General features: G+C 39.1%; 21 protein-coding genes and 3 pseudogenes. 10 read left to right on the forward strand and 14 right to left on the reverse strand.

Translation table 11 applies throughout. The annotated features are described in order from the left end of the window. The first annotated feature begins 115 nt into the window (after positions 1-115). The gene (locus PSE69_RS08300; RefSeq protein ID WP_004919302.1) at positions 116-1,174 is read left to right on the forward strand and encodes an endonuclease; all 1,059 of its coding nucleotides are present in this window, start codon (positions 116-118) and stop codon (positions 1,172-1,174) included. 88 nt (positions 1,175-1,262) lie between these two features. Here the strand turns inward: PSE69_RS08300 and PSE69_RS08305 are convergent, their stop codons facing one another. Beyond that, positions 1,263-1,808 (reverse strand): toxin-antitoxin system YwqK family antitoxin, encoded by a 546-nt coding sequence (locus PSE69_RS08305; RefSeq protein ID WP_004919304.1) that lies wholly within the window; start codon positions 1,806-1,808, stop codon positions 1,263-1,265. Positions 1,809-2,316: 508 nt separating this feature from the next. Between PSE69_RS08305 and phoH the strand changes: the two genes are divergently transcribed. Beyond that, the gene (gene phoH, locus PSE69_RS08310) at positions 2,317-3,102 is read left to right on the forward strand and encodes a phosphate starvation-inducible protein PhoH (protein ID WP_004919306.1); all 786 of its coding nucleotides are present in this window, start codon (positions 2,317-2,319) and stop codon (positions 3,100-3,102) included. Positions 3,103-3,164: 62 nt separating this feature from the next. On the opposite strand, the gene zinT is transcribed toward phoH, so the two are convergent. From zinT to PSE69_RS08340, 6 genes are all read right to left on the reverse strand, one after another. Continuing rightward, entirely contained in the window at positions 3,165-3,809 is a 645-nt protein-coding gene (gene zinT / locus PSE69_RS08315; RefSeq protein ID WP_004919308.1) for a metal-binding protein ZinT, read from the reverse strand. 172 nt (positions 3,810-3,981) lie between these two features. After that, positions 3,982-4,161, reverse strand: a complete 180-nt coding sequence (locus PSE69_RS08320) for a hypothetical protein (protein ID WP_004919309.1) — start codon at positions 4,159-4,161, stop codon at positions 3,982-3,984. A gap of 206 nt (positions 4,162-4,367) precedes the next feature. Continuing rightward, a complete protein-coding gene (locus PSE69_RS08325; RefSeq protein ID WP_121875080.1) occupies positions 4,368-5,207 on the reverse strand; it encodes a siderophore-interacting protein in 840 nt (279 codons plus the stop codon). A gap of 166 nt (positions 5,208-5,373) precedes the next feature. After that, the gene (locus tag PSE69_RS08330; protein WP_036940052.1) at positions 5,374-5,553 is read right to left on the reverse strand and encodes a DUF2474 domain-containing protein; all 180 of its coding nucleotides are present in this window, start codon (positions 5,551-5,553) and stop codon (positions 5,374-5,376) included. Further along, entirely contained in the window at positions 5,510-6,520 is a 1,011-nt protein-coding gene (cydB, locus tag PSE69_RS08335; protein ID WP_004919319.1) for a cytochrome d ubiquinol oxidase subunit II, read from the reverse strand. The genes PSE69_RS08330 and cydB overlap by 44 nt, the downstream gene beginning before the upstream one ends. Beyond that, the gene (locus tag PSE69_RS08340; protein ID WP_004919322.1) at positions 6,510-7,847 is read right to left on the reverse strand and encodes a cytochrome ubiquinol oxidase subunit I; all 1,338 of its coding nucleotides are present in this window, start codon (positions 7,845-7,847) and stop codon (positions 6,510-6,512) included. Before PSE69_RS08340 ends, cydB begins: the two co-directional genes overlap by 11 nt. Before the next feature lie 251 nt (positions 7,848-8,098). On the opposite strand from PSE69_RS08340, the gene PSE69_RS08345 reads away from it, so the two are divergent. Both PSE69_RS08345 and PSE69_RS08350 read left to right on the forward strand, forming a co-directional pair. Further along, positions 8,099-9,523: an aminotransferase-like domain-containing protein gene (locus tag PSE69_RS08345; RefSeq protein WP_004919324.1), complete on the forward strand. Its 1,425-nt coding sequence runs from the start codon at positions 8,099-8,101 to the stop codon at positions 9,521-9,523. Between the two features lie 90 nt (positions 9,524-9,613). Continuing rightward, positions 9,614-10,180, forward strand: coding sequence for a HutD/Ves family protein (locus PSE69_RS08350; RefSeq protein WP_004919326.1), 567 nt, complete (start codon positions 9,614-9,616; stop codon positions 10,178-10,180). On the opposite strand, the gene PSE69_RS08355 is transcribed toward PSE69_RS08350, so the two are convergent. The 4 genes from PSE69_RS08355 to PSE69_RS08370 all read right to left on the reverse strand — a co-directional run bounded on the left by PSE69_RS08355 (position 10,177) and on the right by PSE69_RS08370 (position 13,491). Beyond that, entirely contained in the window at positions 10,177-10,788 is a 612-nt protein-coding gene (locus tag PSE69_RS08355; RefSeq protein WP_004919327.1) for a LysE family translocator, read from the reverse strand. The genes PSE69_RS08350 and PSE69_RS08355 overlap by 4 nt on opposite strands. Positions 10,789-11,172: 384 nt before the next feature. Continuing rightward, positions 11,173-11,736: a lytic polysaccharide monooxygenase gene (locus PSE69_RS08360; RefSeq protein ID WP_050979655.1), complete on the reverse strand. Its 564-nt coding sequence runs from the start codon at positions 11,734-11,736 to the stop codon at positions 11,173-11,175. 511 nt (positions 11,737-12,247) lie between these two features. Continuing rightward, positions 12,248-12,664: a structural protein gene (locus tag PSE69_RS08365; RefSeq protein ID WP_004919332.1), complete on the reverse strand. Its 417-nt coding sequence runs from the start codon at positions 12,662-12,664 to the stop codon at positions 12,248-12,250. A 269-nt stretch (positions 12,665-12,933) separates the two neighbouring features. After that, a complete protein-coding gene (locus PSE69_RS08370; RefSeq protein WP_004919334.1) occupies positions 12,934-13,491 on the reverse strand; it encodes a hypothetical protein in 558 nt (185 codons plus the stop codon). 1,247 nt (positions 13,492-14,738) lie between these two features. Here PSE69_RS08370 and dbpA point away from each other — a divergent pair. After that, entirely contained in the window at positions 14,739-16,112 is a 1,374-nt protein-coding gene (dbpA, locus tag PSE69_RS08375) for an ATP-dependent RNA helicase DbpA (protein WP_121875082.1), read from the forward strand. A gap of 68 nt (positions 16,113-16,180) precedes the next feature. Here dbpA and PSE69_RS08380 read toward each other — a convergent pair whose 3' ends face one another. Beyond that, positions 16,181-17,830 carry an alpha-keto acid decarboxylase family protein gene (locus tag PSE69_RS08380; RefSeq protein ID WP_121875083.1) on the reverse strand — a complete coding sequence of 550 codons (1,650 nt, stop codon included), beginning with the start codon at positions 17,828-17,830 and terminating at the stop codon, positions 16,181-16,183. 125 nt (positions 17,831-17,955) lie between these two features. On the opposite strand from PSE69_RS08380, the gene PSE69_RS08385 reads away from it, so the two are divergent. From PSE69_RS08385 to PSE69_RS08395, 3 genes and pseudogenes are all read left to right on the forward strand, one after another. Continuing rightward, the gene (locus tag PSE69_RS08385) at positions 17,956-18,843 is read left to right on the forward strand and encodes a LysR family transcriptional regulator (RefSeq protein ID WP_004919341.1); all 888 of its coding nucleotides are present in this window, start codon (positions 17,956-17,958) and stop codon (positions 18,841-18,843) included. Positions 18,844-18,931: 88 nt separating this feature from the next. Beyond that, a pseudogene (locus tag PSE69_RS08390) lies at positions 18,932-19,599 on the forward strand (IS3 family transposase); the annotation flags it as partial. A 317-nt stretch (positions 19,600-19,916) separates the two neighbouring features. Then, positions 19,917-20,396, forward strand: coding sequence for an Hcp family type VI secretion system effector (locus tag PSE69_RS08395; RefSeq protein WP_014658261.1), 480 nt, complete (start codon positions 19,917-19,919; stop codon positions 20,394-20,396). A gap of 23 nt (positions 20,397-20,419) precedes the next feature. On the opposite strand, the gene PSE69_RS08400 is transcribed toward PSE69_RS08395, so the two are convergent. Further along, positions 20,420-20,713 (reverse strand): DUF1240 domain-containing protein, encoded by a 294-nt coding sequence (locus tag PSE69_RS08400; protein ID WP_154610253.1) that lies wholly within the window; start codon positions 20,711-20,713, stop codon positions 20,420-20,422. Positions 20,714-20,813: 100 nt separating this feature from the next. After that, complete coding sequence (locus PSE69_RS08405) at positions 20,814-21,695, reverse strand: hypothetical protein (RefSeq protein ID WP_014658263.1); 882 nt, start codon at positions 21,693-21,695, stop codon at positions 20,814-20,816. 122 nt (positions 21,696-21,817) lie between these two features. Between PSE69_RS08405 and PSE69_RS08410 the strand changes: the two are divergent. Both PSE69_RS08410 and PSE69_RS08415 read left to right on the forward strand, forming a co-directional pair. Then, positions 21,818-21,964 (forward strand): annotated as a pseudogene (locus tag PSE69_RS08410) (DDE-type integrase/transposase/recombinase); the annotation flags it as partial. Continuing rightward, positions 21,906-22,234: pseudogene (locus PSE69_RS08415) on the forward strand (lipase family protein); the annotation flags it as partial. The pseudogenes PSE69_RS08410 and PSE69_RS08415, both read left to right, overlap by 59 nt.

Consider the following 22,234-nt stretch of genomic DNA (forward strand, 5'->3'; position numbering starts at 1 on the left):
AATTGCTCTAATATGGAGTAGTTGTGCAATTTTATCGTGGTAAGTCGGTTGTTTCTAATATTCATTAGCTGCAAAAAAGCTTATATTCGGTTGTGTGGTACTGGCATAAGAAAATATGCAGTATATTACAGGATGCACTAACGCATTTAAGTTAATTGTTTATTATCAAAACATCAGTGGTGTTATTTTGAATAAAATATTCGCTTCATTGTACCCAAAATGGGTACTGTCATTCTTTTTATTAATATTTACTTTCCCGCTTATCGCTGCGCCAGGACAGTTTGATGAAGCGAAATTATTAAGTAAAACTAAAGTATATCTGGATCAAAACAATCAAGGTGAGGGAACACTTTACTGTGGTTGTAAATGGGAGTGGGCCGGTAAAAGTGGTGGGGTAGTCGATTTAAACTCGTGTGGTTACCAAGTCCGTAAACAGCAAAATAGGGCAATGCGTATTGAGTGGGAACATATTGTTCCGGCATGGGTATTTGGTCATCAGAGACAATGTTGGCAGAACGGTGGACGTAAAAACTGTGTTTCAACAGATCCTATCTTTCGTAAGATGGAAGCCGATATGCATAACCTTGCACCATCAATTGGTGAAGTAAATGGTGACCGTAGTAATTTTAGCTATGCTCAACTTCCCTCTAATGCGCAATATCCTTATGGTCAATGTCGTAGCCGAGTTGATTTTAAGCAACGCGTTTTTGAACCTAGAGATGAAGTGAAGGGGCAAGTGGCTCGTGTCTATTTTTACATGCATGACCGTTATAACTTGTCGATGTCACGTCAACAGCAACAACTATTGATGGCATGGGATAGACAATATCCGCCGAGTCAGTGGGAAAAACAACGTGACGAACGCATTGCTGCAATCATGGGGCACCATAACCCCTTTGTCACGGGGGAAATGAAATGGGAGCTTGGGCATAAAAATAGTGCTCAAGGGATTAAGCAAGTTGATAAGTTATCGCCTGCACCTACAAAAGAGACACCAAAACCTCAAGCATCTGAAACCAGTACTCAAGTAAAAGGTAATCGTAACTCACATAAATACCATTTAGCACATTGCTCTGGTTTTAAAACAACATCCGATAAAAATGCAGTGATGTTCAGCGATGAGTTAGCCGCACAAGCCGCAGGCTATGAATTGGCAGGTAACTGTAAGCCTTAAAAGGTGTTTTTAAGGTAAAGTAAAAAAACACCCCAAAGTTGTACTACAACGTTTGGGGTGCTGTTCATCACTTTTGGGTTTTTTTATATTATTTTTCGCTGACAATTTTGCCATTAATAACGGCGGATTTTTGAACGAACTGCCCATTTTCATCAAATTCAGAGATAAAACCTTGTGGTTCACCATCTTTGAAAACACCGGAAGCATAAACGTTGTTGCTTGGGGTGTCGTGATAAACTTTAAATGGGCCTGTAAGTTTTCCGTCAGTAGCGGTCATTTCGATATCCTTACGACCATTTTCATGGTAAATCCGTACTAATCCATTCACTTTACAGTTTTTAACTGGCGTATACATTTTAACGTTACCATTCTCATAGAATGACTCAATGTAACGATCTAAGCACCCCTTTTTAACCCAACTTCTGGTTTCCAATTGGCCATTATCATAATGAAATTCATAAGCGCCTTCAGGTGTGCCTTCTGGCGTTTTAGTTGAAGGAAATTCAATACCTTTGAGTTCACGAAGTGCATCTAGATCAGATTTTGAAGATGTTGGTGTGAGTAGTTGACAACCAGAGATAAGTAGAGCAAAGGAGAAAAGTAAGGTTGGTTTTAATAAGTGTTTTTTTATCATGATGTCCCTATTGAGGTAAATATGAAAATTTCAGTTAGGCACTGGAAAATAATATTTTTCCTATACCTATCAATAAAATATAGTCATATTTAGTTAAATATCAGTCAGAATCTTCTTAAGCTATGATAAATACGGAATAATTGTAGGGAATAAATGTTAATTTATTGTTGCAAACAAAATATAGACGGGGGTATAGTCTGTTTATAAGGAATAAATGTAGCATGATAAAAAGTCGGGTGTGTAATATTTTTACGGTTCGTCATAATAGTGTCATATAAATTCATTAGTTTACGGGTGTGATCCAGCAGGGAGGAACTAATGGGAACTAAGTCTTTGTTAATGTTTTTACAAGGCCGGTTACTACTCCATCATGAAATTGTCATGGTGAGATTAGTAACCGGTTTTTTTATTGCATGTTCAACCAACATGAGCTTGAAGGGAGCTCCTCTCTGTTCTGAATAGTCCGTCATTTGAATTGACTTTAACGATACCTGGAAGGGTTAATACTATGAGTAGACAGAAAGCTGCAACAAAGACGCGTCGTGAAATGAAACGGTCATTACGTAAAGAGCGCGCAGGTCGTTACGAAATGGCAAGTGTGGCCTCTTTTGCTGATTTTACGGGGATTGAACCTATTGGTATGGCGAAAGAGCGGCGTGATACATCGCCGATTACTCCACGCAATGATGCGCAAAAGCTCTATATTAATTCGATTAAACACAAGCAATTAATTTTTGCGAACGGTGAGGCGGGTTGTGGCAAAACCTATATTAGTACTGCACTGGCAGCAGATGCGTTAATCAATAAAGATATCAACAAAATCATCGTGACAAGGCCTGTTTTGCAGGCAGAAGAAGATCTCGGTTTTCTTCCGGGTGATATGGCTGAAAAATTTGCGCCATATTTCCGACCCGTTTATGACGTGTTAGTGAAAAGGCTTGGTAACTCCTTTTTGCAATACTGTTTACGGCCTGAAATTGCCAAAGTTGAAATTTCACCTTTTGCTTACATGCGTGGTCGCACATTTGAAAATGCGATTGTCATTCTGGATGAAGCTCAAAACGTTACTGTTAGTCAGATGAAAATGTTTTTAACGCGGTTAGGGGAAAATGTCACTGTTATAGTGAATGGTGATGTGACGCAATGTGATTTACCTGATGGCGTTATATCTGGTTTGGCAGATGCCTTACAACGTTTTAGCAGTGATGAAATGGTCTCAATGGTTAATTTCACGGTAGATGATTGTGTGCGTTCAACGCTTTGTCATCGAGCATTATTAGCTTATAGCCATTAAGTGATGTGATAGCCCCAGTTGTTAGCCAATAAAACTGGGGCTATTTGCAAATCTAATGATGATTAATGATGCAGCATTTCATGGACAATTTGTTCATCATTAAGCGAATAGGGGTAATAAGTTGGCCAATTATCCATTTGTTGTAATAGTTTTTCGTGGGATTCATTCCCCATATAGAGGTGAAAATGCCCTGAGGCCTGCGGTTCAATAATATGGTCACTAAATTGGATATATTTCGGTGCTTTTGAGTGTTTGTCTTGGCATTCGAATAAATAACGAACCCCTTTTTTACCGGAAGTATAATGGAGGATTTTAAAACCGGAATAGTGGTATTCACAACGGCTGATTTGACCATTCTGGGTAAATTCAATAATGTTATTCTCAATACTGATATTCTCAACGTCCGTTTGATAACCTTTTTTATAATAAGCGCGATACTCATCGACGGTTTTGTCTTTATTGTTTTTTGCTTTATGCTCCAATACGGGATCGAGTTTGCCAGTTATTAATAATGGGTAAATTGACTCCCAGATGCCATCCCAATCACTGAGCTTTCTATCTTTTACATCAACATCATTAAAAATACCTTTACTTGCTTGTATCGCTTTTTCGGATTGCGGGTGAGCATGACTATGAGCTTGTGTATTAAAGCTAACAAAAAGTGCACTGAGACTTAATGCAGCGGCAATAAGGGGTTGCTTATTCATTGAAGGTTCCTATAGTCCATAATAAATTAAAGTTATGTTATAACATAACACTTGATGAATGCAAAAATATTTTTGGGGTGAATAGGGGGGGTGGGTAAGATTGAGCTATTGGAAACTAAAAACAGGCCACGTTAATGGCTGTTTTTAGGGAAAAGTACTCGAAGAGAGGGCTTTAATAGTTGGGTTTTCTAATCTGCTGCTCTTTATAAATCTCTTGGTTTTTCTTGATTGTATTTAATACGCTATCTTCATATGGATCATTTTTCGGTTGACTATCCTTGTGAGCAGAATTGGGGGAAGTGGCGCATCCAGACACGAGGACAGCAATAATAACTAATAACCCTAAACGCATATAAACCTCCTAAAATGAAAAGGACTAACATAATTCAAAATATCAATTTTTAAAAACCAGCTGGCTAATCAATATATTTAATTTATGGATAAATAGCCAGATAGCATACTTTGAAGTTTTTATTCAATGGATTGTTTATGTGGAATCTTTACACAATAATAAAGTGATGGTGAATGCCATCACTTTTCATCAGTAGAGATTAAATATTAATCATCAGGATTATCCATCACATGATGTCTTTCTTGATGATAACCTTCTTCATCGTAACCATAACGCCAATAAGGTATCGCATAAATACTTTCACGACTAACCCCTTTTTCGCGGCGAATAAAACGGCGTAAATCGCGAATAATTTGGTCTTCCCCGGCAATCCAAAATGATGTATCTTCGGTCGGGATATCCCAAGATTTGAACGTATTAATTAGCTCATTATTTTTACTAATATCACCACAAATCCATATTACCTCGATACCAGCAGGTTTAGTTAATTCGCGAATATCGCCTTGGTGATCTAAACGTAAAACGACTTTACCTGTCGCATTTTCAGGCATTTTTTCGAGTAATGCTGCAATCGCTGGTAATGAACTTGAGTCTCCTGCCATGAAATAGTGTTGCGTATGAGGTAATAATGGATCAGGCCCTCCTGGATTGGTGATCCCCATCCAGTGACCTTGTTCCGCATCGCGAGCGAATAAATATGCTGGTCCTGAAGCGCCATCATGCATGGCAAATTCAACGTCTATTTCTTTAACCTCTGGGCGGATTGCTCGAACGGTATATGTACGCACAAAGGGGCGTGGCTTATCTTCTGGCCAGCGGCGCCCTTGTTCACTGAGTATTGGTAATGCAGGCTCGCTTTTTAAATCAGGGGCGAGAAAAATTTTGATATGACCACCTTCACATTGTGTTGGATAGTCACCCAGTCTTTCTCCCGTAAAGGTAATGCTGCGAATAGAAGGGCTGATATCTGTAATGGATTTGACCTGAACAAGCTGCGGTGGCGCCGGGCGGTAAATATTCTTTTCGACGGGTTTGTCACTAGCCACAGGCGGTCTCCTTTTAGTTATGATAATGATAAAATTATTATTTGGTAATTGTTATCATTATCATATCATGGTTTTATTGAATATAAATAACCGGAAACCAAACATTTTTATATCCAAAAAAATGCCACATTCGTCAGAAACGAGTGTGGCATTTGTGTGAGGGGGATTACTTGACTTTCATCCCCGCGGCAGTCATTAACAACCTAAATACGGAAGAGAATGCAAATAGCGCCAGTACACTTCCTAACCAAATAATCGCCATCCAACCTATCTTTTTCCACCAAGGTGATGAAATAGCCTGATCAGTGGTAACCTTGGTCTGGGGTAATTTTTCCTCTGAAGACATAGTAACTCCAATAGGTATAAACCAAAATAATAGGGATAATAAATAGAGCGCCAACAAGCATAAAACCTAAACTTTCCATTGGCCCAGCCGCATCACGGAAACTGATGGCGGGTGGAATGAGATTTGGCCAAATACTGATCCCTAACCCCGTAAAACCAAGGAAAATTAATAGCAACGCAGCTAAGAAAGGAATGCTATCCCATTTTTGTCGTTTGGCGCTTTTTAGCATGACCCAAACACACCACACGACTAATAATGGAACTGGCAGGAAGAAAAAGAGATTTGGTAAGCTAAACCAACGGCTATAAATAGCCTCATTGAGAACAGGTGTCCATGCACTGATGATAACAATCACAGCCAACATCACGAGTGTTAATGGTCGCAATAAACGGTACATGGTTTGGCGCAAATGACCTTCAGTTTTCATGATCAGCCAACCGCAGGCCAGTAGTGCATAAGCAACCACTAAACCAAAACCACAAAATAGTGGGAACGGTGAGAACCAATCGAAATAGCCGCCCATATACACACGGTTTTCAACATGGAAGCCTTGAATAAAGGCACCCACAACGACGCCTTGAACAAAAGTGGCGAAAATCGAACCCCAAATAAAGGCGTGATCCCAATGTTTACGATGCGACTCATCCGCTCTAAAGCGGAACTCAAATGCCACGCCTCGGAAAATCAAGGCTAACAACATAAAAGTTAGAGGAATCGATAAGGCATCAAGCACAATGGCATAAGCGAGCGGGAAAGCGCCAAATAGCCCCGCACCGCCTAATACTAGCCAAGTTTCGTTGCCATCCCAAACCGGGGCGACACTGTTCATCATCAAGTCGCGATCTTGGCTATCTTTAAGGGCTGGGTACAAGATACCGATTCCTAAATCGAAGCCATCCATCACGATATACATCAAAATACTAAAGACAATGATGACAAACCAAATGAGTGGTAAATCAATGCCCATGAGCTGTATCCTCCTGGATCCCTTTACGAATTAATTTCATCATGTACATATAGCCGATACCGAACACACTGCCGTAAACAGCAAAGAAAGCCAGTAGACTAATACTCATATGCATTTCACCATGCGCACTGACAGCGTCCGCAGTTCTTTGTAGCCCATAGACGACCCAAGGCTGACGACCTATTTCAGTGGTAAACCAACCAGCTAAGATAGCGATTAGCCCTGATGGCGCCATGACGAACATAAAACGCAAGAAAACTTTCGATTCATAAAGGTTTTTGCGATAACGCAGCCATAATCCCCAAACACCAGCCGCAATCATTAACAAACCTAGCCCTACCATGACACGGAATGACCAGAACACCATGAAGACATTTGGTCTATCTTCGGGTGGATAATCTTTCAACGCAGGAACTTGCTTATCAAGACTATGGGTCAAAATGATGCTCGCAAGATAGGGAATTTCGAGTGCGTATTCGGTTTTCTCTTTTTCCATATTAGGAATACCGAAAAGGATCAATGGGGTGGCTTCACCTGGTTTATTCTCCCAATGACCTTCCATAGCCGCGACTTTAACGGGTTGATGTTTTAGGGTATTTAACCCATGAGCATCGCCAATAAGGGCTTGCAGAGGCGCTAAAATTAAAATCAGCCATAATGACATGGAAAACATTTTCTTCATGGCAGAAGATTTATTGCCTTTAAGCAAGTGCCAAGCTGCTGAAGCACCAATGAAAAATGCGGCTGCAAGGAATGCCGCTGTGGTCATATGCAATAACCGATAAGGGAATGAAGGATTGAAAATAACGGCTAACCAATCAACGGGAACGATGCGGTTATCGATAATTTCAAACCCTTGCGGTGTTTGCATAAAGCTGTTTGATGCAAGGATCCAAAACGTTGAGATGATAGTACCGAGAGCAACCATGCAGGTTGCAAAGAAGTGCAATTTTTCACCAACACGGTTCATACCGAATAGCATGACACCAAGGAAGCCCGCCTCTAGGAAAAAAGCAGTGAGGACTTCATAAGTTAGCAATGGCCCTGTGATACCACCGGCAAAGTCGGAAAAAAAGCTCCAGTTAGTTCCGAACTGGTAAGCCATCACCAAGCCAGAAACAACCCCCATACCGAAATTGACCGCAAAGACTTTCGACCAAAAATGGAACAATTTTATATAATCACTATCCCGAGTTTTCAGCCACAAGCCTTCGAGTACCGCGAGGAAACTCGCCAGCCCGATGGTGATCGCTGGGAAAATAATATGGAACGAGACTGTAAACGCAAATTGTATACGAGCCAGTTCCAGCGCAGTTAGTCCAAACATATTGACCCCTGATTGGCATTGATAATGCGCACATCACAGTTTCGTTTTTCCGTTAGCAATGTTGGTGCTGTTCCGTAGCAAAAATAATCATTGAAACGACAGGCTTGTGAAAAAAACCACAAACCTAACGAAAAAGTTTTGTGCTTATAGTTAAAAAAAAGTCAGGTGAATGTATGGATAAGTAGAACATGAGACGATAAACTATAATAGTAACAATTTTTGAGTTATTAACTATAACAGTTGAGGCGGATATGACGCGATACGAACAACTGGCTGCACAAATACGCCAACAGATTGAAGATAATATCTGGCAAGTTGGCGATAGATTACCGTCACTTAGGGAAAGTGTAAAACAATCAGGTTTGAGTTTAATGACAGTTGTACAGGCTTACCAATTGCTCGAAAGCCAAGGTTGGATCGCTGCAAGGCCACAATCAGGGTACTATGTTGCTCGTCGAAATACGAATTTTGCGGCAGCAAAGGGAGGAAAAGGCCTGCATCTTAATGAAAATGTTGAGATCAACGCCTCTATTTTTGGTGTTTTGCAAGCTTGTAAAGATCCTGACATTATTCCATTTGGCTCAGCATTCCCTGAACCGGCACTGCTTGATGAACCGAAATTAGGGAAAACTCTCGCGTCAGTGGCTCGGCGTTTAGCGAGGTTTAATACGACAGCGAATTTACCGCCGGGTAACGAGCAATTACGCCGTAATATCGCTCAGCGCTATGCCAGCCAAGGGATCCATGTTGCCCCCGATGAAATTGTGATCACGGCTGGTGCGATGGAATCACTAGTATTAAGCCTACAATCGGTAACCCAACCGGGAGATTGGGTGGTTATCGAATCACCTGCCTTTTATGGTTCATTACAGGCTATTGAACGCCTAAAATTAAAAGCGATCGCCATTAAAACAGATCCGTTATTTGGGATTGATTTGGACGCATTGGAAGATATTGCCGCAAAATACCCCATAAAAGCCTGTTGGTTAATGACGCATTACCAGAACCCACTTGGGGGGACGATGCCGCCAGCAAATAAAAAACGGCTGGTGGAGATCTTGAATAAAAATCAAATTGTTTTGATTGAAGATGATGTGTATGGCGAATTGTACTTTGGTAATCAACAGCCGATCCCTGCCAAAGCTTTAGATACTAAGGGTAACTTTTTCCATTGTTCGTCATTTTCGAAATGTTTAGCACCGGGGTATCGGGTCGGTTGGGTGGCGGCAGGGCAACACGCGACAAAAATTCAGCATTTACAGATGATGAGTACTGTTTCTGCCAGCGTTCCAACACAGCTGGCGATCGCGGAGTACCTTACTCAGGGGGGATATGACAACCACTTGCGGAAATTACGTCAGACAATGGAGCAGCGGCAACACCAAATGTTAGGCGCAATCGCACAATATATGCCGCCTTCCGTTAAAGTGAATACGCCAAAAGGGGGCTATTTTTTATGGTTAGAATTCGAACCACCTTTTAATGCGGTACGTCTCTACCAATTAGCCCTTAAGGAAGGGATAAGCATTGCGCCTGGCAGTATGTTTTCAACCAGTGATCAGTTTAACCATGCGTTTAGACTTAATACTTCATTTACTTGGAATGAACAGTTAGAACAGGCGATGAAAACATTAGGGCGTTTATGTTATTCATTGATTACCGAGAAACGTGGTTAGTCACATTTTAAGTGTCGAAACATTGCCCTAAGTCACTAAGTTTGCCACTCTTAATTATCATAACGGATAATTGATTGCTCGGGGGAATGTATGAAAATTAAATGTTTTGATGCGGCAGAGTTACCCATTGAAGAATGGCAAGATAAGTGTGGGAACAGCGCTGAAGTTTTTTGTTGGCCTGTCGCATCTGACTTTTCGCTTCGAGTAAGCATTACACAAATCAATCAATCGAGTGTTTTAAAACAGCACGCTGAAAGTGAACAATTTTGTATTTCTTTGGATAATGGTCAACTGTCTATTCGAGATCAACAAAAGACTAAGCATTCTATGGCAAAAATTGGTGACGCTTTTCATTCTGAGGGGGAACAATTGATTGAACTTGAATTAAGAGGCTCCCCAGTCCGTTTACTTAACGTATCGGTTAACCCTGAGCGTTGGCGAGTTAAAAGCCATGTGATTGCACAAGAACAACGTTTGCCAATAGGGCAGGCAGGGATAGTGTATGTCTTAGCTGGGGAATGGGATGTCTCTGGGGCGAATTGTAAAATTATGGCCGTTAATCAAGGGGGCTGGTGGCTACCTGACATTGGGGAAGGGCATATTACGCCTCGTGTGGCAGGTAGCAAATTAATTTGGGTTGATATTACAGCCTGTTAGCTATTGGCTAAGCCAATCGCCGCGAGTGACAACATGCCTCCAGCAACGCCTTCCGTTAGACGGCGACGCTTATCGCTGTAATTTCCTTTTTTATGTACGGTGGCAAATACCATACCAATCATGCCATAAATCACGATACATGAGGCAATAAAGGACGTTGATAAAATAATAGACTGAATAGCAACACTGTCCGAAGAGTGAATAAAATTAGGTAAAATGGCAAAGTAGACTAAGAGTCCTTTGGGGTTAAGAAAGCTAGTTAGAAAACCTTTCAGAATGACACCTTTAGATGACGCTGATTTTAGCGTTATCTGGCTTGGTTTCATGGCAGATAAGATCATTTTTATGGCTAAATATGCGACATAAGCGACACCGACCCATTTAATAGTATTAAATAAGCGTGGTGACGCAGCCACTATCGCAGCGAGACCTAAAGCGGCTAGGATAGCATGCATAATATAGCCCGAGATAATGCCAATATTAGCTTTCCATACAGCAGATACGCCTCCCGATAGCCCTTGCGAAGAGATAAAAAGAATATCAGGACCCGGTGTACAAATAAGAGGGATCACCGTCGCACTAAACAGAATAATTGATTGTAGCTCCATCTGTATGCCTCATAGATATCATTTGATTATTGTTGTTGAGTTTAGCAAGTTAGCTTGAGGGAAATTATAATGATTTCATTGTAATATTTGGTCATTTTATGGGTAATAATTGATTTTAAATTTAGCATTGAATATCAAAAATCGTTAAACCATAGGAAAATAATGCCAATCAAATAGATACGGGTAATTTGGCTTGCTCAAACTTTATTAAGGAAGATGCAAGAGGGTTAAATTACTGGCTAAATCACAAGGCAAAAAAATACACTTAATATTCAATGAACTAAGTCATTAACTATTAAATGTATGATAGGTTAAAATATAAAAAGTACTTATTTTTTATTAATAGGTTATTTCATCAATTAGGGTAAGCTATTTTTAGCCAAACTATTTCATATTAGCATCGATTACTTGATAAAAAGCGTTGGCTGTATCCGCAATCGTCCAGACACCAAGAATAATTTGGTATCCTGTACGTTTTGGAATATTACACTCTATTCTTACGTTATTTTTGGGTACATTTCCTCTATCTTGTTGTTCACAAAACGGTTTTAAATCAAAATCATTACGTGTTAATGGTTTATTTGGATCCCAATTTTGTTTAGTGATAAAAAATTGCCATGATGTCGTTCTGTGTGATGCAGTTAATGTCCAAGAAAATACATTTTTACCACTAGATACATTCACTTTATGCCAACGACTGTTCGACTGTTCATTTAACTGAGAAAAATTGGCGTTACCTCCACTCGCGATTTGACCATCCTTTGGCCCCCTTTCTGGGAAACCTTTAGGGCCTTCAACCGATTGAGGCTCATATTGAACGGCACCACACATTTTATTTAAATTGCCACCCATGGATGAACAAAGAAAAGCGCGGCTTGGTGGATTATCGATATAACCATGGCGAAGTACGTTATTATCAGCTAATGCTGACATTGAAAGGAAAAGCATTGATATAGCAATAAATGTTGTTCTCATAGAAGTATCCTCATGTAAAAATTAACAACCATATTTAAATGATGTATAACCTATAAAGAATGAACTCTCTGTTGTTATTTTATTAAACTAATTCGGTTATCTAGATGCGTATATTTTTTATTATGTGTTTATCAAAAGCTAATGAAAAATATTGAAAATAGCCCAACTAAAAACATAAATTATCACTAGTAGATACTAAAATGTTGGCTATTGTTTTTTCTCTATTACCATCCCCTCTTTTTAGGAAGAGAGTAGTTAATATTTATCAAAGATAAATAAAAGTATTAAACTGCATTATGAGGGAAAATAACTCTCACATACAGTTTGCTCAGTCAATATATGTATTGTTTTTATCTATGGCCTCCTAAATTATACAGAATGGTGAAATTTTCATAAAACATACTGATGAGAAAGTGGCTTTAAATATGCCATATAGTCTTATTTCGTCAGCTTATTGATAAGTTAACCAATAGTGCCGATACCATCATAGCAAGTTCCACGCTCTTTCAAATGTTTCATTATCATAAGGTTGTGTTCCATTTTCATGCTTAATAATCGATTTAGCGAGTTTTATTAAAATTGATTTGTTTTCAAGATTAATAAATGTATTGGGGGATACATTTAGCGCTTTAGCAATATCATTAATATAATCGCTTGTTTGATTTTCATTGCTAGGTGCCCATCGACTAATTAATTGAGATACGGTTTGCAATGAGTATCTACGTTGATAGGTACGCAGTAACGCGAATAGTGCTCTGATACCATATTCTGAAGATTCAAATCGACAAAATCGTTTTTCAATAGATTTATCGTGTGGTAGTTGCCCCTTCCAATGATTGGCTTCATTGTATTCAATGTTACCGGGGTTATTGTTTCTGATGCCTCGAGAGATTTTAATCATGGATAAATTCTCCAATTCTAATGTTTAAATAAAAATGATACGAACATTTTTAATTAATCTATCAGTCCTAAGTAATAGGATTTATATTTATGTAATGATTTTAATTATATTAAAAAAGTGTTGGCGCAAATTATTAAAATTAAGTCATAAGACTCAATGAGCAGAAGAATACTGCTCATTGAGTAATACAAAGAGAAAATGAGATAAATTAAATTATAGATAAAATCATATTTACGATTAAATCAAATAAGTAAAATTGATTTTTATTACTATAAATAAATTACCGAATTATTATCTGATGTTGGCAGTGAATTACCATCATGATCAGCTGCACCTGTGTCAATATTAGGGGTTGCTGCGCTAGCAAGGCTAAATTCATTTCCTTCACTATTGGTTACCTTAAGAATATTAACATAGGCCATTGCAGTAACTTCCACATTAGGATATATGCCAGTTACATTCATATCAATATGAACCTTTCCGTTAATTTGTTGAGTAGTTGATAGCTCATCTAAGGTTGCGTGTATTTCTTGTCTATGAGTTTCGACACTAAAGTTAGCTGAAACCCACGCAAAGAAAGCAGTAAGACCTGCGCCAAATTTATATTCATTAAGCAGCTGTTGATACTTAGCCGACGATTCAAGGCTAATAATACTAAAATCCATGTCACCTTGTAATCGAACAACAGCGCCTTGGCCTGAGACAGTCGCAGAAATACCTCTCATCATTCCTTTCTTTTTTGAAACCTGCCAAGAACTCACATTACTATTGTTTGTCTTTACTGCTCCAATTGCAATATCGTTTATTTCGGAGAATGTTGTAGTCATTTTAATACCCTTAGTTTTAAATAAAGTGATGTTGTGGTGCTATTAAATAGATTAGTGGTTTATGCTATAAAACCACACACTATCTAATGGCAATAATACTATTTGATATATTGTATTGATAATGTGATCGATAACGGATTTTTGTGTTGTTATATTGTTTCTAATTGAGATAAATATTCAAATTATTGTTTTTTTTGAGTATTTAGATCAAAATACTTATAGCTAAGTATTTTTACTTGAAGGATTTATTTTCACTGTCAGCGATATTTGCGGATAGTCTTGTAATTTTTTGAAAAATAACTAATTTAGTTGAGTGTTCTACTTGTTGTTTTATCTGATAAAATATGGCTGTATCGTTTCTTAGCTTGATGTTTATAGAGCGAGGTAGCGTGCGATTTCGAGATATTATGCTTTTAAATATGGGAATGATGGCAGATGGTGTCAAAACCATGGCGAATGACTTTGCTAACGTCACTATATAGTTTTTTTAAAAAATTATAATTATTTGGTATTAATTTTGGTGATCCTTCTTTTAATTGAAGATTAATGGGAAGGTGTGTTTTATCATTATTTTATAAATAGAGGGTAATAATTTTTATCACTATTAATGCTAGCAAATGAGAGACTTGTTTCTCCTGAACAAGATTCAGATACCGTATTGAGTATTTGGGGAGCCTCAAACCTTAGGGGAATTGCTGTATTTATCATGCTTAGTCATTATTGTGGGTTTTTCAATTGAAAGCTTGCTTACCAATAGGTGCTTTTTGATTACGTCAAAGAGAACAAATCAAATCAATTGTATGATATAAAAATATCGCCATGTACCATTAATAATCTCAAACATAAAGCACCATTATTTTAATATCGAAATGACTACTTCGATTTATAGCGATAAAGGTAGATAGCCACAATATTATTCATAATATGCTTCAATGAATATTTCCTGAAATTTATACTAGGTCATTTCAGTGTTAACAATGACTAAAATCATGGCGTATCATTTAACAGCAAACATAAAAATGATAGTCGACGATTCGGCTTACTCTCCGTAAAACTTAAGATAGGCGCTTAGTCGCAAAATAGAACTACGAATGAAACCAGTGCGACCTTCTTCTTGATGGATAGATTATGTCCATGTTGCGAACTTGGCTGGCAGTGATTGATGTAAATTCCTCACGACACGTCAGAGAAGGGATAGTATCATGACCAGCCATTAGCTTTTTTACATTTTATTCGGAATTTTCATTGTGACCTCATTTGCTGAACTTAACACGCTACCTGAAGAACAACTTGCTAACCTTACTGAGCTAGGTTACGTAACAATGACGCCAATTCAGGAGGCTGCGTTACCAGCGATCCTTGCAGGCAAAGACGTCCGTGCTCAGGCAAAAACGGGAAGTGGTAAAACCGCTGCTTTTGGACTGGGTCTGTTACAACACATCGATGCGAAACAGTTCAGTACACAATCACTGGTATTGTGCCCGACTCGAGAATTAGCAGATCAAGTCGCGAGCGAACTGCGCCGCTTAGCACGTTATATGGCAAATATTAAGATCTTAACACTTTGTGGTGGTGTGCCATTTAGTGTGCAACGAGATTCCTTAATCCACGCGGCTCATATCATTGTTGCCACGCCGGGGCGACTTCTTGACCACTTGAACAAAGAAACCGTAAAACTGGATACATTACAAACATTGGTATTAGATGAAGCAGATCGCATGCTGGATATGGGATTTGCTGATGATATTGATGAAGTGATCAGCTATGCGCCCATTAGCCGTCAAACACTATTATTTTCAGCTACGTGGCCAGAAACAATTACAGCAATGAGCCAGCGTATCCAACGTAATGCAATAACGATTGAAATCAATTCAGTTGATGAATTACCTGCTATTGAACAACGGTTTTATGAAGTCGCTCGTCATGAAAAAATAGATTTATTACAAAAACTGTTAAGCCAACAGCAACCCGCATCTTGTGTGGTATTTTGTAACACAAAAAAAGATTGCCAAGCGGTGTATGATGCACTAAATGAGTGCCATCAAAGTGTTTTAGTATTGCATGGTGATATGGAACAACGTGAGCGAGATCAAACGCTTGTTCGTTTTGCTAATGGCAGTAGTCGTGTATTAGTTGCAACCGATGTGGCGGCTCGTGGGTTGGATATCAAATCATTGGACATGGTAATTAACTATGAATTGTCATGGGATCCAGAGGTGCATGTTCATCGCATTGGTCGTACAGCGCGTGCAGGTGAAAGTGGGTTAGCGATTAGCCTTTGTGCTCCTGAAGAAGCTCAACGCGCTAATGTGTTAGAAGAAATGTTAAATATAAAGCTTAACTGGAAGTCAGTACCAACCGGCTTAACTATCACACCACTTGATGCTTCAATGGTAACACTGTGTATTGATGGTGGTAAAAAAGCGAAGATGCGACCTGGCGATATTCTTGGGGCGTTAACAGGAGATATTGGCTTGGCAGGGGATGATATTGGTAAAATTACTATTCATCCCATGCATGCATATGTCGCAATCAAACAGTCTGCTGCACGCCATGCTTGGAAACAATTGCAGCAAGGAAAAATTAAAGGTAAATCCGTTAAAGTAAGATTGTTAAAATAAAACTAGCAATATAGGCAACCATTAGCCGTGTGGTTTGTATGACATGGCTAATGGTAGGTAATCATTACTTAAAATGAATACAGAGATTCAATGGATTGACCGAGTTTTTCTGCCAGCTCAGAAGATGCATATCTATCCATCACAACCTCAATATATGCCGCACGATTTTGCGATTCAGCCATATTAATTGCGGCATCTAACTCATCGCAACGGGTGACCTTTTGGCAATACCAATCTTGGCAACCAAGTGCAGCAGGTAATTGGGCATAGTGCCATTGCGGTAAGTCATTATAGTAGGCTTCAGGATCTTTACAGAGTAAGCGTTCAATAAGATAACCATCATTATTAAGGACAAAAATAATGGGTTTTAAGCCAAAGCGAGCGAATTGGCTAATCTCTTGGGCGGTTAACTGATGAGAACCTTCACCAGTAATTAAGATAATACGGCGATTAGGTTCAGCTATTGCAGCACCAAAAGCCGCAGGTGTTGCCCAACCAATAGAGCCCCAGAGTGTTTGGTTATGGAATTGTGCATTTTGTGGAAGCAGAGCAAAACCTAATCCCATCGATGCTGTACCTGTTTCCGCGATAATAATATCGTCTTTTTTGAACATCTGCTCAAGTCGCGGATAAAGATAGTTTGCAGTAATTTGCCCATTTTCCCCCTGAACTGGCGTACCGAGACCTTGAGCTTTTATCCCTTGGTGATGCAATGAAGGAGCAAGCTCTTTGAGCTTAACCAGTACATCTTGCATATAGACTTGAGGATAGATAGCAGAGCCCACTTTCACATGGTCGGCAAGGATATTAATTCGATGCTCAGGGAGAATAGTAGCGGTAAAGCTACCAGAGTTAAAATCGGTAAGGACAGCTCCAATTCCCAGCACGCAATCACAACTTTCGACAAATTCACCTACTTGTGTATTCATTAATTTGCCGTTATAGATCCCCATATAAGTTGGATTGGATTCACTGACAATGCTTTTATCCATAAACATGGTGGCGTAAGGTAACCCAGTCTTATCAATAATTGCTTGCACTTCATTAGCATAGCCTAATCGCGCACTTAAAATACCAGGAATTATGCAGGCTTTTTGGCTTGAATTTAGCTTTTCTAAAATAGCCGTAACGGCGGCTGATAATGACTCATTATTACTTTTATGAATAACAGGGGTATCAGTATTTTTATCTGTAACGACTGGCATGACCGCATAATCTGCGGGTAAACCAATATAAACAGGACGGCGTTCACGTAGGGCCGTTGTAATTAAGCGTTCGGTTTCGGCAATACAGTTTTCAGGGGTTAAAATTGCGTGAGCGCAGCTTAGGTGTTGACTCATTTGATAAAAAACATCGAAATCACCATTGCCGAGCGTATGGTGAACGAGTTTATGGTTTTTTTGTACACCACTGGCAGGCATACCAACTAAATGAAAGATAGGAAGATGTTCTGCATAGGAGCCTGCAATGCCGTTGAGTGCACTTAGTTCCCCTACACCAAATGTGGTTGAAAGTGCAGCGGCACCTTTAATACGAGCATATCCATCAGCTGCATATGAGGCATTGAGTTCATTACAATTACCAATCCAACGCATATTGTTACTTTCACAGACCGCATCTTCTATGGGGAATGCGTAATCACCTGCGACGCCAAAAATATCATTGATGCCGATCTCATTTAAGCGTGCTAAAACATGTTCGATGACGGTTTTATTCATTATATTATCTCCTAATGATCACGTTAGCCGATAATTCTGCTTTTTATTAGTTCTAACGTAGATCTTTCTTTAGTGGAAATTATTTATAATTATTCCATCTATAACAAAAACTCATAGGAGCAGACATGGATATACGTTCATTGCGTTATTTTGTTGAAGTGGTACAGCTAAATGGGTTTAGCCGAGCAGCAGAACGTTTATTTGTGACCCAACCTGCGATTAGCCGTAGCATTCAAAAGTTAGAGCAAGAGCTTGGTTATACATTATTAGTGAGAGAAAACGATGGAGTGAGACTGACGGATGAAGGCGAAATTTTATTGAGTCATGCAAAACAAATACTCAAACAATTTAATAGCATGAATAAGGCGTTAAAAGAGAAGGAAGGGCCTCTGTCTGGTATTTTGAATGTAGGATTACCACCTGTCATCGCGTCAACTTATTTTGCGGATATCATCATGGCATTTAGTCGACGTTACCCACAGGTGGAATTAAAAATTTTGGAGCTAGGCACGCATAAGATGATGGAGGCGATGTTAAACGGCGAGGTGGAGACCGCGGCAGTGATGCTGCCTTTCGACAATGAATTGTTTGACTTACACGTTTTTTCGTCAGATCGATTGATGCTGTTAGTGAGTGAACAGCATCCGCTAGCTATGCGTAACTCGGTGAAGTTTGCAGAGCTTATTGATGAGCCGTTTATTTTCTTCTCTGAGGACTTTCGCATAAATGAGTTAGTCATGAGCGCTTGTGGGATCTATGGAAAAAAACCGGTTATTGCTGGGCGCAGTAGCCATTTAGATCTTGTAACAGCGATGGTAAGGGCAGGGGTTGGTGTAACATTATTACCAGATAGTATGTGGAATAAAACACGTGCAGATGGTTTGTCAATTATTCCTGTAATAGAGCCTGTACTCTCTTATGAAGTCGCTTTAGCAACATTGAAAAATAGTCATCAAAGCCGCAGGGCAAAAGCTTGGAATGCGCTGGCAAAAGAAATGTTAAACATCCAATAATGAGGCATTGATGGCAAAAATGTTTTTTATAGAAAGAAAAATGATTGTATAGCCACTTTCTCTTAAGGATAAGGAACAAGAAGACTTATTCGGGTTTAAAAAGCTATTTCAGGTTTTGCGCAGGCAGGGCAATGAGTGGGATCATATGCGGGTTCACCGGATCTATTGTCCGTTGAAGCTGAGCTTTCGCCGTAAAGGCAAACAACATCTGCCTGTGCGTAATCCAGCACCACTGGCAACGCCGGAGGCACTGAATCAGAGCTGGTCGGTTGATTTTATGCATGATGCGCTGATCTGCGGCAGGCGTTTCCGGACGTTCAATACCGTGGATGATTTTAATCGTGAAGCCCTGGTGATAGAAATTGCTCTGGATATCCCGGCACAACGCGTTGTCCGGGTATTGGACAGAATAGTTGCAACACGCGGATATCCGGTAAAAATGCGGATGGATAATGGTCCGGAGCTTATATCATTGACACTGGCGCACTGGGCGGAAGAGCATGGTGTGATACTGAAATTTATTAAACCGGGTAAACCGACTCAGAATGCCTTTATCGAGCGTTTTAACCGGACATACCGGACTGAAATACTGGATTTTATCTGTTTCGGACACTGAATGAAGTACGGGAAATCACGGAACGCTGGCTGAGGGAATATAACCGAGAGCGACCACATGAATCCCTGAATGATCTGACACCGGAAGAATACTGGTTATTAGCTGAAAATAACGAAATCTCAAAAAGTGTGTGGAACTGAAACGGGTGTACTTACATACCTGCCGCTCGGTCAAATTGAGTTGAGATACAGCGTCACGCTGCCGTAATCGTTTTTCACTAATAGCCTGAATAACATTGATCCGACTTAATTCTTTATCCGACATAGTTACCAACATTTTGAATGTACTTATCGTGGCAAAAGGTTTTATCCTTTATGCCGCAAAAAGTGACATTTCTAAATTGCTAAAAAGTGACATTACTAAATTGGTGCTACACCAAAAACTGGGATAAGATAATACTCTTAACTTAAATTGATGTGGTTGTTATGCATCTCAATTATCATTAAAAGGGAGTGTTATGGCATATCCGATATATTTAATGTTGAAAGGTAAAAATCAAGGTTTGATTTCGGCGGGATGTTCATCTCAGGATTCAATTGGTAATCGTTACCAAATTGGTCATGAAGATGAAATTCAAGTTATTGGGGTTCACTATGGTTCTTTTCGTGAACAGAATGCCTCATATAAACCCATTGTGTTCACTAAACCTATTGATAAATCTTCTCCCTTGCTGTCTGTTGCGCTTGATAATAATGAAGTTCTAGAGGCTAGTTTTATTTTTTATCGAACGAGTCAAAGCGGACAACTTGAAAAATATTATGAAGTCAAGCTAACAGGGGTTTCATTGATTGAAATCTCTGACATATTTCCTGATTCAATAAAAGATAATGAATCAATGCCTTTTCAGCGGATTCAGATGAAATATGAATCTATATCTAGAAGTCATTTAATGGCAAATACATCAAGCTACAGTATTAATAGTGAGATGGTTAAGTAGTTTTTAGCATCAAAAGATATGTACTACTTACACATATCTTTTGATATAACGTATTCATTTGGTGAGAAAATAGATGATTTGTAGCATGTGTAGTAGCCTTTTGAGGTTAAATCAATACTGACATAGGTCGAAAAGAAAAAGCTAAACACCATGCCTATTATAAAGATAACAGCGAAAAATCCAGCTATCCTATTATTCATTTTTTGTAGTTCTTTTTTATATCCCAATATAAAACTATAATATGAAAAATATAGTATCAAAGGAGCTGAAAAACACAGGAACCCTGTTTGAAATGAGAATAGAATTTTAGGCTTCATTTGAAAGTAATCAATATAATATGTTGTTGATAGATAGATCCCGAAGATTGCTAAAAGTAAAAGCGCTATAGATGATAAGATTAACTTTGTGGGCTCTAATTTAACCACGACTAAATCTCCCCCACAGAGTAAAAAATTGGTCTGGATGGTAAGGTGTTTCTGGTTTTCTTGCTCTGTGAGTTTTTAAGCCTTTAATGATAGTTGCACTAATTTGGAATTCATCATCTAACCAGTACAATAGTACCCCTACGGATACACCTACAGCAAACACCCCTAAAGCTACAAGTATGACACTTGTTCCAGTCGTTAAAGCAGCAGTAGTTAAACCTCCAGTTATGGCTGTCGTTATTTGAGTGCTGATAGCTAGCTTTGCCATGTCCATGGTTATATTCACAAAAAAATCAACCAAGGTATATTCATTCTTGAATATTAATTCAACAGTTCTATAAGCCGCTGAGAAAACTATCGCAAAGCGAGCTGCGCCTACAGAAATATTATTCATGCCTTGAGTGCCTACTCCCATGTATAAAATACGAGGGTTGTTGACTAAATAACGAGTTCCATTTAAGTATGCTCTTATTCCAGCATGGCCTGATAGGCGAATATAAACATTACCGTTTGGTCCTGTATATTGAGTTGCTCTGATATTGAGATTCCCAAACTCGTTAACAATTCTGTCTATTCTGTAGGCTTCATAAATATTTCCTGAAAATGAAGATATTATATCTCCAATGCCAAATAGTGTTTCTTTCGGATCTTTGAAAGGGGTTGGAGTCGATAGATTCTTTAAAAGATAATCAGCTTCTTCAATGGTGATAACTGCTGCGACATTATCATCATCTTTTTCATCATTAAGAATGGATTTAATTTTTAGTAAGCTAGTTTTATAGTAAAGTTCATCATAATTAGGTGCTTCTTCGAAACTAAATTTTGCGTCCGCATCAATGAGCGTTTTTGATATAGGGTCGTATTTATACGCCATATGGTTCTTCCTTTAATTTAGGTTATGGGGAGAAGTATAGCATTAATGACGCTGTTTATTCGACAATAAAACCCCTAAAACCCCAATGTGGTACTAATCAAAACGGAGCGAAGCGACAGAACCAACAAGATCATCGTAATATTAAACGACGGATACGCCCGATGCTCGGCTTTAAATCTTTTCGTCAGGCACAGACACGACTCACTGGCATTGAAATCGTCTCGATGTTACGTAAACAGCCCTCTAAGAACGCTTCGAGGGGAGGCTAACTCAACCGTTAAAACTAATTTTCAATCAAACGGTTATGGTTATCGCCATGCCGTCATTGGCGAACTGTGTGATAAAGCGCCTAATATCGAAAAGTGGGAGCAAGCACGATTTGGATTACCCCATTATCATTTTCACAAAGAAGATGAATTTAACGGATTGAAATTCATGGGTGAAGATTTTAATCAACGTCATGTGATAGAAGTCTGTCCATTTAGAGCATGGTCGCTAATTCTCAACCACACCCCAGACTATGACATGGTCAATGCTTG

Origin of the sequence: Providencia sp. PROV122 (assembly GCF_028482365.1) — a bacterium.
In the GTDB taxonomy this organism is placed as follows: Bacteria; Pseudomonadota; Gammaproteobacteria; order Enterobacterales; family Enterobacteriaceae; genus Providencia; species Providencia stuartii.

What these genes read in the sequence shown, in the direction of transcription:
- PSE69_RS08300 (WP_004919302.1), top strand. Translation starts at nt 116, where the DNA reads ATGCAGTATATTACAGGATGCACTAACGCATTTAAGTTAATTGTTTAT.
- PSE69_RS08305 (WP_004919304.1), bottom strand. Translation starts at nt 1,808, where the DNA reads ATGATAAAAAAACACTTATTAAAACCAACCTTACTTTTCTCCTTTGCT.
- phoH (WP_004919306.1), top strand. Translation starts at nt 2,317, where the DNA reads ATGAGTAGACAGAAAGCTGCAACAAAGACGCGTCGTGAAATGAAACGG.
- zinT (WP_004919308.1), bottom strand. Translation starts at nt 3,809, where the DNA reads ATGAATAAGCAACCCCTTATTGCCGCTGCATTAAGTCTCAGTGCACTT.
- PSE69_RS08320 (WP_004919309.1), bottom strand. Translation starts at nt 4,161, where the DNA reads ATGCGTTTAGGGTTATTAGTTATTATTGCTGTCCTCGTGTCTGGATGC.
- PSE69_RS08330 (WP_036940052.1), bottom strand. Translation starts at nt 5,553, where the DNA reads ATGTCTTCAGAGGAAAAATTACCCCAGACCAAGGTTACCACTGATCAG.
- cydB (WP_004919319.1), bottom strand. Translation starts at nt 6,520, where the DNA reads ATGGGCATTGATTTACCACTCATTTGGTTTGTCATCATTGTCTTTAGT.
- PSE69_RS08340 (WP_004919322.1), bottom strand. Translation starts at nt 7,847, where the DNA reads ATGTTTGGACTAACTGCGCTGGAACTGGCTCGTATACAATTTGCGTTT.
- PSE69_RS08345 (WP_004919324.1), top strand. Translation starts at nt 8,099, where the DNA reads ATGACGCGATACGAACAACTGGCTGCACAAATACGCCAACAGATTGAA.
- PSE69_RS08350 (WP_004919326.1), top strand. Translation starts at nt 9,614, where the DNA reads ATGAAAATTAAATGTTTTGATGCGGCAGAGTTACCCATTGAAGAATGG.
- PSE69_RS08355 (WP_004919327.1), bottom strand. Translation starts at nt 10,788, where the DNA reads ATGGAGCTACAATCAATTATTCTGTTTAGTGCGACGGTGATCCCTCTT.
- PSE69_RS08360 (WP_050979655.1), bottom strand. Translation starts at nt 11,736, where the DNA reads ATGCTTTTCCTTTCAATGTCAGCATTAGCTGATAATAACGTACTTCGC.
- PSE69_RS08365 (WP_004919332.1), bottom strand. Translation starts at nt 12,664, where the DNA reads ATGATTAAAATCTCTCGAGGCATCAGAAACAATAACCCCGGTAACATT.
- PSE69_RS08370 (WP_004919334.1), bottom strand. Translation starts at nt 13,491, where the DNA reads ATGACTACAACATTCTCCGAAATAAACGATATTGCAATTGGAGCAGTA.
- PSE69_RS08380 (WP_121875083.1), bottom strand. Translation starts at nt 17,830, where the DNA reads ATGAATAAAACCGTCATCGAACATGTTTTAGCACGCTTAAATGAGATC.
- PSE69_RS08385 (WP_004919341.1), top strand. Translation starts at nt 17,956, where the DNA reads ATGGATATACGTTCATTGCGTTATTTTGTTGAAGTGGTACAGCTAAAT.
- PSE69_RS08395 (WP_014658261.1), top strand. Translation starts at nt 19,917, where the DNA reads ATGGCATATCCGATATATTTAATGTTGAAAGGTAAAAATCAAGGTTTG.
- PSE69_RS08400 (WP_154610253.1), bottom strand. Translation starts at nt 20,713, where the DNA reads ATGAAGCCTAAAATTCTATTCTCATTTCAAACAGGGTTCCTGTGTTTT.
- PSE69_RS08405 (WP_014658263.1), bottom strand. Translation starts at nt 21,695, where the DNA reads ATGGCGTATAAATACGACCCTATATCAAAAACGCTCATTGATGCGGAC.